Origin of the sequence: Marinomonas sp. KMM3893 (genome assembly GCF_004352855.1) — a bacterium.
Classification (GTDB): Bacteria; Pseudomonadota; Gammaproteobacteria; order Pseudomonadales; family Marinomonadaceae; genus Marinomonas; species Marinomonas arenicola.
On sequence record NZ_SJSC01000002.1, the window covers coordinates 274,983 to 292,483 of the forward strand.

The window sequence follows — 17,501 nt, forward strand, 5'->3', positions numbered from 1 at the left end:
ATCTGTAGGGTTAATTGAATATAAAGCGCCAGACTGACGTGAGCCTGTAATTAGAGGACACGTTAGTCTGGCGCTTTTTTATAGCGTTTTAAAGGGACATGACGATACGACCTGTGATATCGCCTTTTTCCATATCTTCGAAGATGTCGTTGATATCCTCTAACGACTTCTCAGTAATGATGGCTTTGACTTTACCGCGTGCGGCAAATTCCAGACACTCTTCTAAGTCTTTACGAGTGCCGACGATTGAGCCAATGACACTGATGCCATTGAGTACGGTATCGAAAATAGGCAATGGCATATCTTCTGGTGGCAGGCCAACCAGTACACATTTTCCACCGCGACGAATCACATCATAGCTTTGTCTGAAGCCCGCTTTGCTGACCGCAGTACAGACAGTGGCGTGCACGCCATTGGTTGTTGCTAGAATGTCTTTCACCACATCGTCTGTTTTGAAATCGAAGAAGTACTCAGCGCCGAGTGACATGGCCAATTCTCGTTTAGCGGCTCCTGTGTCTACCGCCACAACACGAAATCCCATCGCGACCGCGTACTGCACCGCCAGATGACCAAGCCCGCCAACACCGAACAGAGCCACCCAATCACCTGGCTTTGCGCCTGACACTTTGAGTGCTTTATAGGTGGTAACGCCCGCGCAGAACAATGGTGCTGCTTCGACATAGCCTAGACCTTCAGGCACTTTAACGACATATTCAGCGTGAGCAGCACAATATTCAGCGTAACCACCGTTTACAGAATAGCCTGAATTTTGTTGTGACAAACAAAGGTTTTCGTTGCCTGTTAAGCAGTATTCGCAATGGCCACAAGCACTGTACAGCCAAGGTATACCGACGCGATCGCCTAGGGCGATGTGCTGGACGGCGCTGCCCACTTCAACCACTTCGCCAACACCTTCATGCCCAGGAATAAAGGGTAATGTTGGTTTGACTGGCCAATCGCCGTGGCAGGCGTGTAAATCCGTATGACACACCCCACAGGCGTGTATTCTGACAAGAATTTGGTGTGCTTCGATGCTTGGTTTAACCACGTCTTTAATATTTAGAATCTCACCAAACTTATTAGCGACTGCTGCTTTCATAACGAACTCCATCTCAGATTTATTATTTTATTGAACGAGTGTTAAAGCGATGTGATTTTCACTATTCCACTTTAAGCACAATGCAGATAAAAGTTTTCCTCGCAGTCCAGCATATTTGCACCACAGTACAATTTACCTTTCAGGAAGGCCGCTTATGGTGTCATTGTCATGCTTTATTGCATGGCGTGTCGGGGTGTTGGATCTCACATAGGTTTGCGAATGATTACAAAAAGGAACGAATACATTTAGATATGTATGCTAGTTTCAAGAGATATAAACAAGGGCGATATTGGTTGCATACATGGCACAAAAGACTTTATCAGGAGAACGCTTAGTTTTTAGTTGAATATTGATGTATTAAAAATCAGGTGAATATTTCTTATTGTCTCGTGAGTATGCCGAGCAGGTATCTTTAGGTATAGAGAGCACAATGTTAAACACACTCAAAGGACGACTCTATTTTCTCTCTGTCTTGATCGTCACTCCCTTCTATTTCTTTATCTATTTTAGCTTCAACTACAGCAGTGAAATCATTGAAGATGAATTTCTAAAAACCGCTAAAATTGTCTCTAATCAGGTGGCTGAGAATCAGAATCAGCTGGTGGCCTCTACGCACCGATTCCTAGCTTCTCTAGCGGCTCTCCCGCAGATACAAAAGCCAAACTCCGAAAGTTGCCGCCGTTTTGTGAGCGATATTACGCCGTTATTTGAGCGTTATGTAAATATTGGTATTCCCAATACAGAGGGAGTGTTGACCTGTAATGGCACGCCTCTTATGTCTTCTATTGACGTGTACGATCGTCGCTACATCCAGCAAGCCTTGACGCAAAATAGATTTACGACCAGCGGCGTACAGCTCGACCGTGTTGTTGGTCGTCCGACGATTAATTTTGCGTACCCCATTCATGTCGAGGCCGAAAACAATGATGCCTTGGGTGTCGTAGTGGCCGTTATTTCACTGGACTGGTGGAATTTATTACTGAGTAATAGTCAGCTGCCAGAGAAGAGTGTGGCTTATGTGCTAGATGGCTATGGCAAAGTGGTGGCCAGTTACCCTAATGACATTTTGTTTGATCCACCAGAATACTTTGATGCCATCGTGGAGGGAAATGACGACATTCATCGAGTATTTGTTTACCACCCAGTACTGGGTGAAGATGGCCAAGTGCTGCTGACCTTTTTGACTGGCATTTCAGTCGATCAGCCATTATCCATTCTTAAAAACCGTTATACCCTGATCTTGGTGAGCTTTACCATCATGGTTGTGCTGATGTTTGTGCTATTGAGAGTGTTTTTTATAAACGCGATTTCTAAGCCTTTAAGTCGCCTTGGGGATCTTGCCATGAGACTGGGTCAAAATGAGAAAATAGAAGCGGTTTTGCCCACTGGCGTAAAGGAAATGGACGATTTACAAAGCCGCTTCATTGACATGGCTGAGCGTAAAGCGCGAGCCGAAAAGGTGATAATAAGCCAAGCACAAACAGACAGTCTGACCGGCATCTCTAACCGCGATGCGCTTAATAGAAGCCTATCCAACATGTTGTTGGCCAATCATAACAATCATCATATTGGGGTTATTCTGCTCGATCTAGATAACTTTAAAGAAGTGAATGACACTCGAGGGCATGAGACAGGGGACGGTGTGCTAAAAATGATTGCCTCTCGTCTTATTGCTTGTGCACCATCGGCTCAACTGATCAGTCGCCTAGGCGGTGATGAATTTATTCTTTTACTAGAAGGTTTTGACGAAGACCAAATAGCGACACTCAGTGAGAGAATCAGACTCTCCATTAAACAGCCTTTTACCGTTTCGCATTGCGAAATCGTCGTGACGGCGAGCATTGGCATAGCGCTTTACCCAGAGGATGGGGCGAGTGTCGGCGAGCTGATGGTGGCGGTTGATCAGGCGATGTATTTTGCTAAACAAAGTGGCCGAGATGCCTCTAGGCGTTTTAGCTGGGAGTTAAAAGAAGCGCTGACCAGAAAAATAGAGCTTATTCAGGACTTGCGCCAAGCGATTATTAATCAAGAGTTCTATTTGCTCTACCAACCCATCATTAACAAACAGGGCGATGTGGCCAAATTTGAAGCGCTTATTCGCTGGCATCACCCGCAAAAAGGTTTAATACCGCCGGATCATTTTATCCAATTTGCAGAAGAATCGGGGCAGATTATCGAAATCGGGCATTGGGTTATCCAAGAAGCGAAACGGGCCCTGGCGCCAATTCGTGATGTATACGGTAACGGTATTCAGGTCAGTGTGAACGTATCGCCAATGCAGCTTTCAAAGCAACAAGGTGAAGATGGCCGCTTACTTACCGAACTGCTTAGCAAGCCTGTGGGAGGCAACCCCACACACATTCAAAATGGCTTGGTAGTAGAGATTACCGAACACCTTCTAATGAACTCAGATGAAAGCACACGAAGGGCATTATTGGCGTTTAGAGAAGAAGGCATTCAGGTCGCGCTAGATGACTTCGGGACGGGCTATTCGTCGTTGGCTTACATCATGAACTACGACATCGATTATTTAAAAATAGACCGTGAGTTTGTGCAGAAGTTAGGGCAAGAGTCTGCTTCGGAAACCCTGTGTGAAGCCATTATCTCAATGGCGCACGCACTGGGTGTGTCGGTTATTGCAGAAGGGGTAGAAACACAAATACAAGCCGATTTATTGTTAGGTTACGGGTGTGATTACCTACAAGGTTACTTTTTCTCAAAACCCATTCCCTTGAAGCAAATACTGAAATACCAGCAAGATAAGGATTTATCGGTTTAACGCAGGCCTAGAGTGGCGTGTAAATGACCTCTCATCAGAGCCGAAAAACGCGTGTTTTTTGACTCTGATAATGTACTTACCGACGCATTATTTTACTTTGAAGTAATTGATGTCGTCTTTCAGGGTTTCAGAGAGCTGCTGTAAAGCCAGCGTTTCTTCTGAGCTGACTTGCAACGCTTGGCTGGTCTCTTTCGACATATTGGCCACTTCTTGGATCTCACTGTTAATCTCAGAAATGGTCACTACTTGCTGAGAGGTGGCCGCGACAACGTCCAATACATTGGCTAATGAATTCTTCGATTGCTGCTGAATCTCATTAAGCAGTGCATTGGCTTCATTGGTGAGCGTTAGGCTATTTTGGACTTGAGGTACCGTTGTCTCCATTGCTTCAACAGAGGCTTTGGTTTCTTCTTGTACTTGAAGAATCATCTTCTCAATGTCACCGGTCGCGTCACCGGTACGCTGCGCCAAATGTCTTACTTCATCGGCGACCACTGCGAATCCTCGGCCTGTTTCCCCAGCTCGCGCGGCTTCAATGGCCGCATTTAAGGCCAGCAGGTTCGTTTGCTCTGAGATACCGCGAATAACATTGATGATGTCGCCAATGCTGCGAGTACGCTCTTCTAGCACATTCACTTGCTCAACAGTGGCTTTGACAGTCTGCGACACTTTTTCAATTTCTGTTGCGACTTTTTGTACGGCAGTTTGCCCTTTCAAAGAAAGCTCAGCAGTAATGTTTGAGTTGTTTTCCGTTTCTCTAACTCGCTCTGAAATAGAGTGAATACTCTCGTTCATTTCGATCAGCTTATGCGCCGCTGAGTTTGTGTATTCTAATTGAGTGTCCGCCGCCACCAAGGATTGCTTGGTGCCCGAGGCGACTGTTGCTGAGCGCTGAGACAGCTCCGTCGACGAGGTAATAATGCTGTTTACAATGGTGACTAGCTGCTTCTGCATAACTTGCACCGACGACATCATACTGTCTGGGCAACAAGAGGAGATGGCGCCGGTTAGATCGCCTTTAGAAATCTCCGCAATCACATCGGCGGCTTCTTGAGGCTCGCCACCCACCGCGTTTTTAATGCGACGGGCAATCAAGTACGCCACACTGAGGCCAATAATAATGGCAATGCTGGTGAGGGAAATCATCCAACTTTGAAAGGAGCTAGAGACCTCTCGAGTTTCTATGGTGGCTTCTTGGTTCGCCATTTCTTCAAGATTAATAAACGCATTGATCGCCGCGAGCCATTCCACAAAAGACGGCTTGGCTTGGTTCAGTAACACCGCGTTGGCGGACTCTAAGTCATTGGCTTGTTTGGCGCTGATGACTTGCTGAATCAGTGGTAGGGTTTTTTTCTCAATGCTTTGTATGTTGTTGTAAATAGATTTTTCTTGCGCCGTCATTGGAATGTCGGCTGAGTTAAGCATTTTTGCAGACTGTTGATAAAAGAGATGAAGATCAGCGATGTCTTTTAGAATAATAGACAATTCGTTGTCGTTCCTCGCCAACACCACATCACGCACCGCAATAGCTCGGTCGTGTACACTGCCACGGAAGTCAATGGCATAGCGTTGTTTTACTGAGTTGATGTCCGTCATCTGGGTGATGGTGGTATCAATGAAATTCACTCGGTGGATCGCAATGACCGTTAATATAACCGTCAGAGCCAGCGTGATACCAAAGCCAAAAACGAGGCGGGCGTTAATCGTCATAAATTGAATCCGTTTAGTCTATTCAAGCGTTACAGAAAACAGGTGTTTGTTAGTCAACAAGACACCCACAGAAGTTCCTGCCGTATTGTCTTGTCTTACATGATAAAAATGAGAAGCGAGTGTAGCCTAATCTGTTCTGAGAGCCTGTTACAAAATGTGTTTCTTGCATAAGGTTCTGACTTATATCAGTGCTATTTATCGTTTCTTTTAGGCGATGTGACTAGCTGCGAGCAATCACATCGTTGACGGCTTTGGCAATTAGATCCTGTCGCATGGTGGTACGTGCCACCGGTCGTTTAAACCAGAAATCCATTGGCTGATCAAAGCCAATACCGTGCATGTAATTGTAGAGCGCTTTGCGCAACCCTTCGCCGAGCATTTCGTGCTCAGTGCCGGTTGGGTCGGTAAAGTCTACGTCGTTTTCTGCAAATAAAATCTCAGGGCGTTCAGCAAGTGTGATGCCATAGTCGTCAGGATTAATCCCGATTGGGCTGTGAATCGTCGCCGCGAATCTGTGCCAAAATGCGGATTGGAAGCAGCCTTGTGCCATCATTTGTCGAACCATTTCTAATGCATCAATGGTTTCTTGCTCTGTTTGTGTCGGGAAGCCATACATCAAATAGGCGTGAACCAGAATGTCCGCATCACTAAACGCTTTCGTGACGCGGGCGACTTGATCGACGCTAACGCCTTTTTTCATCAGTTTTAGCAATCGGTCTGACGCGACTTCAAGTCCGCCACTGACAGCGATACAACCTGAATCTGCCAATAATTGACAGCGCTCAGGCGTGAAGGTTTTCTCAAAACGAATATTACCCCACCAACTGATCACGACGCCGCGTTCGATCAAACGATTGGCGAGAGCGAATAAGGCTTTTGGTGGCGCGGCTTCATCCACAAAATGGAATCCAGTTTGTCCGGTTTCTTCGATCAGCTCTTCAATTCGGTCGACTAACAGGTCCGCACCGGCGGCATCGTAGCGGTCGATGTAATCCAAACTCACGTCGCAAAAGCTGCATTTGCGCCAATAGCAACCGTGGGCAATGGTCAGTTTATTCCAGCGTCCATCGCTCCAAATGCGGTGCATCGGGTTAAGCATTTCACAAAGAGACAGATAGTCGCCTAATGGCAAGCCGTCGTAGATTGGCGTGCCCACATCGGTTTGGGGGATATCGTGCAATGCTTTATTGTCATTCAAATGCACATAAGGCTCGCCGTTTTGATCTTCTGCGAGAAAGTAAGTACGTACTAACTCGTCAATTTCTCGTTGACCGTCGAAGAATTCCAGCAAGGTAATGAAAGGGCGCTCGCCGTCATCAAGACAAATGAAATCAACAAATTCAAACACGCGGGTATCTTTGAGAGCACGTAATTCTGTGTTTACAAAGCCGCCGCCCATGACGATGGGCAAATCAGGATTGATCGCTTTACAGGTTTGCGCGATGCGCAGTGCGCCGAGCATATTGCCCGGGAAAGGCACGGTTAAAGCGACCACACTGGGTTGAGTCTCTTCTAAATACTGCTCGACCAATTGTTCTAAAATCTCAGAACTAAAACTAGGTTCCCCCATGAGAGTATCGTAGAGATTGTCGAAGCTTGGGTTTGCCGCGGCAAGGCGCTCGCCGTAACGGCTTACTTCGAAATAAGGGTCAACACCTTGGGTGATCACCGCTGATAAATCATTGATAAACAAGGTAGCCAAATACTTGGCTTGATCTTGTACCCCTAGGTTACCAAACGCGGCTTTTAGAACATCCCCAGAGACCGCTTCCATTTGTTCTATGGTGTCGAAAGCTGGGCCTTCAGGCAGAAAACGTCGGGAAATAATACGCAACGCTAGGCTTGGATCTTTACCTTGTAAAAAACGAATGACAGGCTCAACCGCAAGGCGGTAACGATCGAATTCCGCTAAGAAGGTGAAAATCACATCGGGCAGTTCGTCGTCTTCAAATTGCTCGAAGTTTTCCTCTACATGCTGGCGGATAATATCCAATGCAGGCGCTGTCATCATCTCAAGAAAAAGCTCGATGGCAGGGTCTCGCTGCACCGCCTCATAGCCCCGAGAGCGTAAAAAACCAGTGAGATACGCCGTCGCCGGATACGGAGTATTTAACTGAGTCATAGGAGGGGTCATTAGAAGAACGGTCATAGCCTGCCTTTAAGCGTAACAACGGATAAAATAAGGGGGCATTCTAGCAGTAAAGAAGGGGTATATCCTGCTAATTATCGAGTATAGGATTTAGGTAGCCTGCGCCGAGTTGCTGCATTTGCCGCTCAATCCAATCCACTCTTTGACGAAGATTCGGGGTTAATCGGTTTGGGTCACGTTTGCGTGGGCTAGGTAATAGTACCGCCAATCGGGCGGCTTGGTTCGCTGTCAGGTGGCGGGCAGATTTGCCAAAATAATGCTGGCTAGCGGCTTCGACACCATAAATCCCTTTGCCGAATTCTGCGACGTTCAAATACACTTCTAAAATGCGTTTTTTACCCCAAATGGCCTCAAGGCTGATGGCTAGTCCGGCCTCTAACCCTTTGCGAATAAAACTGCGTCCTGGCCACAGAAACAGGTTTTTTGCTGTTTGCTGGGTAATCGTACTGGCGCCGCGAAGCCCTTCACCATCATCGTATTGGCTAAGCGCTTTGGTGATCGCCGTAAAATCGACACCGAAATGGTCGGGAAAGCGTTGATCCTCTGAGCCAATAACCGCTAATGGCACCTGTGGTGGCAGTTTATCGATACTGATCCAATGCTGAGTCACCGGATAATCACTTTGCAACATAAACGCCGTTGTCGGTGGCGGCACAAATCGAAAGAGCAGTAGAATCAAAGCAAACGCGATCAAAACACGCCATAAAACAGTCCATGCTTTGTTGAAAACACCCGGTTTACGCTTTGCCATTCATTACCTCAAGGGGGAAAGAGGCCATACCTCTCTGAAAGACTATAATAGCAATTTTTCACTGGTTGATGTTTAACCTATTTATTGCTTTAAGGCGTTCTCTTTACTGGAAAGGATCAGGTCTTTTACTTATTGGTGCGCAGACCCTATTGCTCGATTCCTGTAGCATACGCGCACCGAAATTCACAGTGGTCGCAATGTGCCCCTTCTTTTACACCATCGCAACAAGGACAACGCCTGATGGCCAATTTTAATACCCACGTTACCGTGGCTGCCGCGCTTAGTGCCCCCTTGGCAGCCTGCGCTTTTGTTATGGGTTTTGCCAATATGAACGACGCCATTCTTTATGCTTTAGCGGGGACGTTAGGTGGACTATTACCCGATATCGACGCCGACGAATCGATTGCCATTCGGTTGGTATTTCGCCTGTTCGGCGCACTGGTTGCAGGCTTGATCATCGCCGCTTGGGTGAATCAACTTCCCCACTGGCAAGTACTTGCACTGGCGGCGGCAGGCTACCTAATCGTACGCTTCCCAATACAATGGGTGTTTGAGCAACTCACCATACACAGAGGAACATTGCACAGTTTGCTGGCCAACGTCATGTTTGCTGCTCTTGCTGTGCCCATCTCATACCATGTGTTTGGCCTTAGCGCGAAAACCGCCTGGGGAATCGGCGCTTTTACCTTTTTAGGCGCCACCATACATCTGATACTCGACGAGCTATACAGCATCGAACTCTCAGGCATGCGCATCAAACGCTCCTTCGGCACCGCACTTAAACTCACCGACTGGGGCGAACCACTGGCATCGCTGGCGCTAGTACTTGGCTGCGCAGTGGGGTACTGGCTCAGCCCAACGCCAGATGCTTGGGTGTCTGCTTTTGCTTTATTGCATTGAGAAAATCAGTTTTCGGTTATTTTCGATGAACTGATGTTCATAACATGCCTAGCGACATGTGGATGAATCGGTGTGAGTCCAGATTTCATACCAAGTGGTTTAAACACTTTATCGATAATACTCTGAACCTGACTACCCTTGTCTTGTTCAATGTCTGTCAAAGTGCGACGGCTGACTCCGACTAACTCTGCATAGCGAGTTTGAGAAAAACCAAGCACTTCTTTGCGAAGGCGTTTTAACATCTGTCCTTGAGTGAGCTCACCTAATATATGTTGTTGTAGAAGCTCTACTAATAAAGCTTGGCGCTGTTCTGCTGTCATGCTCATAAAAGCCCCCAACGGGTGAGTTTTGTTTCTAACCATTTGACTTGGATAACCTCTAAAATTCGTTCAGGAACCCCTCTTGCCTCCAAGCGTTGCTGTAAGCCAATTAGTTGACGTGCTGTTTTTTTTAATGCTGATAATGAGGTTTCACTCGGGCATAAGTCGCTAAGTTCTTCAGTAATAGATTGCCAGCGGAACTCTCCACCTTCTTCAAATGGAGGCCCCCATTTTGTTGTTCTAGTGACACCTTCCGGATCTACTTTCATTGGTGCAAAATCATAAATAGGGGATAGCCAAATTCCGCTAGGCTTTTTAAGAAGTGCGGTATTACGACCATGATTATCAGAGTTTCCGAAAGCAATGTTTAGTAGATCGCGTGTTAACCATTCGCAAACAAACCGAGCAGTATCAAACTCTACTGACTGTCTTTTCAGCAAAGCGCACACAGAGCGGATGACATCAAAATGATTAAGGTAGCTTCCCGCCGGTTTGTTTAATACAGAAAAAATAGACTCCAAACCGTAACGATCCCAGTGGCGTTTATTCCAATGAATATCAAACCTAGGCAGCCAAAGAGAAGGATAGCGGCTACCTTCAAGCAGCTTCATTTTCTCCGTACTGATCGTGTTAAATCCCATATCCGTTAATTCATGATAGAAGTGATATTCCGCTCGTAAAATATCGCAATCGTCTTGCGTCTTTCGACCTCGTGGAAATTTCACTAAGTAATGCATATCAGTAATATCGTGTTGCTCTTGGAAGGTGTCAATCCAGACTTCATCTAGCTCAGAACAGCGCAGTAATAGCTTTGGTGCTTCACCACCTGCGCCAGTCGCGCCCCCACTAATGGCCCCCATTTCTTGAGCGTATTCTAGAAAGCTTGAATCGCGTTCGGCTACATCATTTAAATTAAACTTGCGAAGGTGAAGGGTAGAATCAGCAGGTAAGCTGGGAAGCGATTCTTTAATTCTCAAATTGCCAACGGGCGCGATAGTGCCTTTTTCCAATAAGGCAGTATCCTGCTCACCGGCAGAGAGACTTTTCAGCCCCCAAAAATCCACTAGATAGCGGCGAGCTGCACCAGCGGGAACAATGTCTTCTAAAAAACCAAACCAACGATCAGCTTCATGTTCAACCATAATTTGCACTGGTAGTACTAAGCTGCAAGCGTGTTCATTATTACAGTCTAACCACTTGATAGAATATTCAAACTCATAACCAAGGCGGCTTGGGCTGGCGATCCCTTTTTCAGGACTGAGTAGCTGCAATGTCGCGATATCGCGCCATTGTTGTTGAATCAGAGCTTGAATAGTGAGAGTTTTCATTGAACAGCCTGTGTGAGCATAGTTTTGCTCATTATAGTCTTTTAAAATTACTTATGAGAAGAGTATTGCGCAAAAATATTTTGAGACACCAATGATGAGCAAAGTTTTGCTCGTCATTGGGTCGGTCGTGATACTCAAACTCCCAAAAAGGATCTGACTCCTTTTAGTCTATTGGGATTGTAAGTTTAGAAAGAAACCCTAATGCGCCTCGTCCCAGTTGTCCCCAATCCCAGCTTCCACAAGCAAAGGCACATCAATCTGACTGCTATTCTGCATGATGTCGACGATTTTTTCTTTGGCGGCGTCTAGGTCTTTTTCGGCCACTTCGAAGATCAATTCATCGTGTACTTGCATGATCATTTTCACGTCTAGGTCGGTGTCGGCAAGCCAGTCGTGCATCTTGATCATGGCGCGTTTGATGATGTCAGCGGCGGAGCCTTGCATCGGTGCGTTGATCGCGGTGCGTTCGGCGGCTTGGCGCATCATGGCGTTTTTCGCTCTGATGTCAGGCAGATACAAACGACGACCGTAGATGGTTTCGACAAAGCCTTTTTCTTTCGCGCCTTCGCGGGTGTTTTCCATGTATTGCTGTACGCCTGGGTAGCGCTCGAAATAACGCTGAATGTATTTCGCGGCTTCTGGGCGGCTAATGCCAAGTTGTTTCGCCAGACCAAACGCAGACATACCGTAGATCAAGCCGAAGTTGATGGCTTTGGCGCGGCGGCGTTGTTCGGTGGTGACTTCGTCTAGGCTCACTTCAAACACTTCTGCTGCTGTGGCTTTATGCACATCGGCGTCTCTAGTGAAGGCATCAAGTAAGCCTTTGTCTTGTGACAGGTGCGCCATAATGCGAAGTTCGACTTGCGAGTAATCGGCTGCGAGCAGCTTGTAGCCGGTTGGCGCAACGAAAGCTTGGCGAATACGACGGCCTTCTGCCGAGCGAATCGGGATGTTCTGCAAGTTCGGATCTGTGGACGACAAGCGACCGGTGGCGGTGATGGCCTGATGGTAAGAGGTATGGATACGGCCGGTTTTCTGGATCATTTCTGGCAGCTTGTCGGTGTAAGTGGATTTCAACTTAGACAAGGTGCGGTGTTCCATGATCAAGCGTGGCAGTTCGTGGTCTTGTGCCAGTTCTTGCAAGATAGGCTCGGCGGTAGATGGCTGACCCTTCGGCGTTTTCTTGATGACAGGCAAACCTTGTTTTTCGAACAAGATCACTTGCAGCTGTTTTGGTGAGCTTAGGTTGAAGCTTTCGCCAGCGTGTTCGTGAGCTTTGATCTCCAGTTCCTGTAACTTCCCTGCGATTTCAGCGCTTTGCGCATGCAATAAATCTGGGTCGATCAAGGCGCCGGTTTGTTCCATTTTCGCCAATACGGGTACAAGAGGGCATTCGATATCTTTAAAGATGCTCACCAGTTCAGGTGTTTTTTCAACTTGTGGCCAAATCGCTTGGTGAAGTCGCAAGGTAATATCGGCGTCTTCTGCGGCATAAAAAGCGGCTTGTTCTAGGTCGATTTCATTAAAGGTTTTCTGTTTTTTACCTTTGCCAGCCAAGTCTTCAAAACTTACGCAGGTGTGATCGAGGAACTTTTTCGCCAGCGTGTCCATGTCGTGGCGCGAGCTGACAGAGTTGTACACGTACGATTCCAGCATGGTGTCGTAGGCGATGCCGCGCAGCGTAATCTTGTAGTTATTCAATACGTTAGCGTCGTACTTAAGGTGTTGGCCGACTTTTGCTTTGCTGTCATCTTCTAGCCAAGGTTTAAGTTGTTCTAATACCCAATCACGATCGAGCTGTTCTGGTGCCCCTTCGTAGTCGTGGGCAAAGGGCACATACGCTGCAACGCCGGCTTCTACTGAGAAAGACACGCCAACTAATTCGGCGGCCATGTAGTTTAGGCTGGTGGTTTCGGTGTCGAAGGCGGTGAGTTCGGCGTTTTGAATTTTCTCAAACCAAACGGCGAAGGTCTCCTTATCCAAGACGGTGGTGTAGTCTGCGACAAGGTTAGACGCAACGGGCACGGCGACTTGCCCGTCTGTATTCAGAGTATCGCTGGCAGTTTCAACGCTCGGAGCTTGGTCAAGTTCGGCCACCCAGCGTTTGAATTCTAGTTTGGTGAACCATTCTTTTAGCGTGTCTTTATCGGCTTCTTTGTTTTTCAATTCAAGCGCATTAAATGGCAATTCCACATCACACTTGATGGTCGCTAGCGTGTAAGACAACTCGGCCATTTCTTTGTTGTCTTCCATTTTTTTCGCTAAGGTTTTTGAGCCGCGAAAGCCTAAACCGGCGATCTCATCTAATCGCGTGTAGATTTCTTTGATGCTGCCCAAACCTTGCAAGAGCGCGAGAGCGGTTTTTTCACCAACCCCCGGCACGCCTGGAATGTTATCGACCTTGTCACCCATAAGGGCAAGGTAATCGATGATGAGTTCTGGTGGAATGCCGAACTTGTCTTTTACGCCCTGAATGTCCATCACGGTATCATTCATGGTGTTGACCAAGGTGACCTTGTCTGTCACCAGCTGCGCCATGTCTTTGTCGCCTGTCGATACGATGACTTCGCGACCAGTTTCGCCCACTTGTTTGGCGATGGTGCCGATGACGTCGTCAGCTTCTACGCCATCGATGATGACCAGCGGCAAGCCCATGGCTTCTACCATGCGGTGAATCGGCTCGATTTGTGGACGTAAATCGTCCGGCATAGGTGGACGTTGTGCTTTGTATTCGCTGTAAATCTCATCGCGGAAGGTTTTACCCTTGGCGTCAAAGATGATGACCATAGGTGAATCTGGGTAACTCTTGATGAGGCTACGTATCATGCTGATCACACCACGAGTCGCGTTGGTCGGTTGGCCGTCGCTGGTGCTCATCGGTGGAATGGCATGGAATGCTCGGTAAAGGTAAGACGAGCCGTCTACCAAAATCATCGGTGAAGTGTGTGTCTTAGAATCGGTAGCCAAAATGAAACCTCTGTATTAATCGGCGATTATTGGCGCCTATTCTAAGCACTTACGAGGATTTTTTCAGTCTAAATCGCGTTTTAACTGTTAAAAGGTCTGTTGGGCGTGGTATCGCGTTTAATAGAAAATCGCGGCAGAAAGCGACGATTTCCGTGACTTCGAATTGACCTTTCGTCGCTTATTGTGGAGCATAGGCGTTTTCTTAATCGCTCTATCCCCTTGACGATCAATAGGTAGCAAACTTGGCTGTTTACACTTCCCTCTCAGACTCTGACATGAAAGCCCTAGTGGCTGATTATTATTTAGGTGAATTGGTTTCGTACCAAGGTATTTCTGGCGGTGTTGAAAACACCAATTATTTCCTCAATACCACCACTGGTAAATACGTCCTCACCTTATTTGAAGAGTTTGAGTTTGACGAAGTGCCTTACTTTTTAGATGTGGTTGCGCACCTTAAACACAAAGGCTTTAACGTACCTGCGGCGCTGATCGACATTCATGGCGAGCGTTTGCGCATCGTGAAAGATCGCCCAGCGATCATTGTGGATTGCTTTCCTGGCGAGGGCTTAGAAAGCACCAGCGTAGAAAGTTGTCGTCTGATGGGGTCTGCCTTAGCGCAGCTACATATCGCGGGAGAAGATTTTCCTGAGCATCGTGAAAGTCATCGCGGAGAGACATGGTGGAAAACCACCAGTCAGGCGCTTGCCCCTGAATTAGAGCCAGAACAAGCGCATCTTTTGTTGTCACAAATTGAAGCCTTTGATGACTTTGTAAAGCAGCATCCTGATTTGCCTAAAGCGACCATTCACGGGGATTTGTTTTTTAACAATACTCTGTTTGAAGGAAGCCAACTGTCGGCGATTATCGACTTTTACAACGCCTGCCATTCTTGGGTAATGTACGATCTGGCCATTGTGGTGAACGACTGGTGTTCTGACATCGACACCGGTGAGCTGGATATGGAGAAATATCGCGCCTTGTTGCATTCTTATATTCACGAGCGCCGTCCTAATGCAGAAGAGATTCTTGCCTGGCCACACATGTTACGCATTGCCGCAGTGCGCTTTTGGCTGTCTCGTCTTGAAGCGTGGCATGGTGCAAAAGGGGACCCTGAGCGTTTGGCGCAACAGCATGATCCAAAAGAGTTTCAGCGTATTTTAGAAGCGCGTGTGCGTCATGCACCTGCGTTAATGGAGTAGCGCTTGTTTCGCTTGATTGGGGTTTTATGGTTTGCCTTACTCGGGGCGAACTCTGCGCTAGCGCATCCGCATATTTGGGTGGATGTTCAATACCAAGCGGTAGTAGACGCGCCCACCATAGAGACCTTGAACGCGACTTGGTCATGGGATGTTTTTACCTCGTTGAGCTTGCTTGAAGCCTACGATGAAAACGCCGATGGCCAGTTCACCGGCAATGAAAGAGCCGAGTTGCTAGAAGGCCTACAAAACCTCAAAAAAGACGATTACTTCGTTCATCTCAAGGTCGCGGGTAACGTAATAAAACCCAAGTCAGTGACCATTACTGATTTTGGCATGAAAGACAAAATGCTATGGATGACGCTTAAGGTAAGTCTGTCGACGCCCATTAATTTAGAAAAAACGCCGCTGAGTATGGCGTTTGGCGACTCTGAGTATTATTTTGCTATGGTGCCATTAGAAGAAGGTTTGTTACGCCTCTCTGGCGCTTTGGCGGAAAGTTGTACCCCTCTAGATCATGATGCCAAAGAACAAGGCATTGAAACCTGGGTGGATTTGAGTTGCCAACCTTAACGAAAGGTTGTTAATAACGGTCGTTACTCTTAATAATTGTCATTAAATTGGAGAGCCTAAATGCTAGAGCATTTTCACTGGTTGCCGTTCTTGGCTGCCATTACGGTACTGACTATGAGTCCTGGTGTGGATACGATTATCGTGATGCGTAATGCCGCCGCGGGTGGTTGGCGTTTGGGGTTTTTGACAAGTTTGGGTATTTGTATGGGACTATTTGCCCATGCAACTGTGTCGGCACTGGGTTTATCCGTCATTTTATTAGGCTCAGCAAGCGTATTTACCGGGTTTAAATTGTTAGGTGCGGCGTATCTAGTGTATTTGGGGGTTCAGGCAATTCGTAGCGCTATTAGACCTACTGGCATGTCTTTTAAAGACGCTAAACCCAGCAAAGCAATGACGGGTTGGGGAAGTTTTCGCCAAGGTATTTTGTCCAATGTATTGAACCCTAAGCCGATTATTTTCTACATGGCTTTTTTGCCGCAGTTTATTGATCCAAGCCATTCTGCCTTAGCGCAATCCTTGTTTATGGCGTCGCTTCACTTTGTGATCGCGATGGTGTGGCAAACCTTTTTAGCGCTAATGGTGCACAAAGCGCGTGTTTGGCTAGCGCGTCCAAGAGTGGCGCAAGTGTTAGACAGCGTAACCGGATTACTCTTGTTAGGTTTCGGCGCTAAGCTCGCGCTAACCCAGCGCTAAACCTTATTCGACTAGGGCGATGTTTTGCAGCCAAAGGCTAAGCCTTTAGGGCGTAATCGAATTGCCAGAAAAACAACCGGCATAAAGTCTCACTTTGTGCCGGTTTTTCTTTTTTGTTTGCCTATTTAAACATCGATATTTGACGTTATTTTGCTAGAATTATCGTGTCTATGAAGACGCCTTCTAGACAAACATTTAAGACGCCACAAGCGGGTTAAATGAGGTAGGCCTTAACGATGACCTCGCAAGGCTTAAGATAAATCGGTAATTGGCTTATGCGCTGATTGCTTTTTCTGGTACTTCCCTAAATGAGCCTATTGATCTCCACTTGGATTAAATTCTTTTTCCTGTTTGCCCCATTCTTTGTGCTATCGATGTTTTTGGCACTGACCCGAGGTGAAACCTCTGCGGTGCGTCGACAAGTGGCAAATAAAGCCATTATCTCGTCTGTGGTGATTTCGTTTGTGTTGTTTTTCTTCGGCGGCAGCTTGTTTGCCGTGCTAGGCATTACCCTAGATGCCTTTCGTATTGGTTCAGGCGTGTTGTTGTTTTTGTCGGCCTTGAGTCTGGTCAGGGATGGCACGAGAAATCATGCCGTAGGGATGCCAAGTGAAGAGCGTGAAGACGTGTCTGTTGTGCCATTGGCTGTGCCGATTATTATTGGTCCGGCAACGATTGGTACGATTCTGGTTTATGGTGCAGAACTTCATGGCTGGGAAATGGCGCTGGGGTTAGGTGGTTTGCTGTTGGCGTTGGCGAGTTTGACGCTGATTTTGTACTCCGCGTCTTTGATAGAGCGTCTTTTGGGCCGTACCGGATTGAATGTGCTTTCAAAGATTACCGGTTTGATTCTAGCGGCCATGGCGTCTCAAATTTTCATGAGCGGTCTGATGGGCTTTTTAAAACCTATCGCCAGTTAGACGGTTTTATGGGGCTGTTTATGTTGCTTGTTAGTGAGCAAAACAGCCCAGCGAATAGGGTTCAAAAAAGGCGTTTGATCGTTTGTACTTCTTCTTGATTTTCTTTTGTTATA

Annotated in this window: 13 protein-coding genes; 6 read left to right on the forward strand and 7 right to left on the reverse strand. The window is 47.0% G+C overall.

Features of this window, described 5'->3' with window-relative positions; all coding sequences use genetic code 11:
• Nucleotides 1-88 precede the first annotated feature (88 nt).
• Nucleotides 89-1,099: an alcohol dehydrogenase AdhP gene (gene adhP, locus E0D71_RS05725; RefSeq protein WP_133002357.1), complete on the reverse strand. Its 1,011-nt coding sequence runs from the start codon at nucleotides 1,097-1,099 to the stop codon at nucleotides 89-91.
• 430 nt (nucleotides 1,100-1,529) lie between these two features.
• On the opposite strand from adhP, the gene E0D71_RS05730 reads away from it, so the two are divergent.
• On the forward strand, nucleotides 1,530-3,878 hold the full coding sequence (locus tag E0D71_RS05730; protein WP_133002358.1) for an EAL domain-containing protein: 2,349 nt from the start codon (nucleotides 1,530-1,532) through the stop codon (nucleotides 3,876-3,878).
• An 87-nt stretch (nucleotides 3,879-3,965) separates the two neighbouring features.
• On the opposite strand, the gene E0D71_RS05735 is transcribed toward E0D71_RS05730, so the two are convergent.
• The 3 genes from E0D71_RS05735 to mtgA all read right to left on the reverse strand — a co-directional run bounded on the left by E0D71_RS05735 (nucleotide 3,966) and on the right by mtgA (nucleotide 8,488).
• Nucleotides 3,966-5,588, reverse strand: coding sequence for a methyl-accepting chemotaxis protein (locus E0D71_RS05735; protein ID WP_133002359.1), 1,623 nt, complete (start codon nucleotides 5,586-5,588; stop codon nucleotides 3,966-3,968).
• Between the two features lie 220 nt (nucleotides 5,589-5,808).
• The gene (locus tag E0D71_RS05740) at nucleotides 5,809-7,710 is read right to left on the reverse strand and encodes a B12-binding domain-containing radical SAM protein (RefSeq protein WP_243711943.1); all 1,902 of its coding nucleotides are present in this window, start codon (nucleotides 7,708-7,710) and stop codon (nucleotides 5,809-5,811) included.
• 97 nt (nucleotides 7,711-7,807) lie between these two features.
• The gene (gene mtgA / locus E0D71_RS05745; protein ID WP_133002361.1) at nucleotides 7,808-8,488 is read right to left on the reverse strand and encodes a monofunctional biosynthetic peptidoglycan transglycosylase; all 681 of its coding nucleotides are present in this window, start codon (nucleotides 8,486-8,488) and stop codon (nucleotides 7,808-7,810) included.
• A 240-nt stretch (nucleotides 8,489-8,728) separates the two neighbouring features.
• On the opposite strand from mtgA, the gene E0D71_RS05750 reads away from it, so the two are divergent.
• On the forward strand, nucleotides 8,729-9,388 hold the full coding sequence (locus tag E0D71_RS05750; RefSeq protein WP_133002362.1) for a metal-dependent hydrolase: 660 nt from the start codon (nucleotides 8,729-8,731) through the stop codon (nucleotides 9,386-9,388).
• 5 nt (nucleotides 9,389-9,393) lie between these two features.
• Here the strand turns inward: E0D71_RS05750 and E0D71_RS05755 are convergent, their stop codons facing one another.
• The 3 genes from E0D71_RS05755 to polA form a co-directional block, all read right to left on the reverse strand.
• Complete coding sequence (locus tag E0D71_RS05755; RefSeq protein WP_133002363.1) at nucleotides 9,394-9,714, reverse strand: helix-turn-helix transcriptional regulator; 321 nt, start codon at nucleotides 9,712-9,714, stop codon at nucleotides 9,394-9,396.
• The gene (locus E0D71_RS05760) at nucleotides 9,711-11,036 is read right to left on the reverse strand and encodes a HipA domain-containing protein (protein WP_133002364.1); all 1,326 of its coding nucleotides are present in this window, start codon (nucleotides 11,034-11,036) and stop codon (nucleotides 9,711-9,713) included. Before E0D71_RS05760 ends, E0D71_RS05755 begins: the two co-directional genes overlap by 4 nt.
• Nucleotides 11,037-11,234: 198 nt before the next feature.
• A complete protein-coding gene (polA, locus tag E0D71_RS05765) occupies nucleotides 11,235-13,970 on the reverse strand; it encodes a DNA polymerase I (RefSeq protein ID WP_133002760.1) in 2,736 nt (911 codons plus the stop codon).
• A 275-nt stretch (nucleotides 13,971-14,245) separates the two neighbouring features.
• Here polA and E0D71_RS05770 point away from each other — a divergent pair, with 275 nt between their 5' ends.
• From E0D71_RS05770 to E0D71_RS05785, 4 genes are all read left to right on the forward strand, one after another.
• Nucleotides 14,246-15,202 (forward strand): homoserine kinase, encoded by a 957-nt coding sequence (locus tag E0D71_RS05770; RefSeq protein WP_133002365.1) that lies wholly within the window; start codon nucleotides 14,246-14,248, stop codon nucleotides 15,200-15,202.
• Nucleotides 15,203-15,205: 3 nt separating this feature from the next.
• A complete protein-coding gene (locus tag E0D71_RS05775) occupies nucleotides 15,206-15,772 on the forward strand; it encodes a DUF1007 family protein (protein ID WP_133002366.1) in 567 nt (188 codons plus the stop codon).
• 60 nt (nucleotides 15,773-15,832) lie between these two features.
• Nucleotides 15,833-16,468, forward strand: coding sequence for a LysE family translocator (locus E0D71_RS05780; RefSeq protein ID WP_133002367.1), 636 nt, complete (start codon nucleotides 15,833-15,835; stop codon nucleotides 16,466-16,468).
• 308 nt (nucleotides 16,469-16,776) lie between these two features.
• Nucleotides 16,777-17,388 carry a MarC family protein gene (locus tag E0D71_RS05785; RefSeq protein ID WP_133002368.1) on the forward strand — a complete coding sequence of 204 codons (612 nt, stop codon included), beginning with the start codon at nucleotides 16,777-16,779 and terminating at the stop codon, nucleotides 17,386-17,388.
• Nucleotides 17,389-17,501 lie beyond the last annotated feature (113 nt).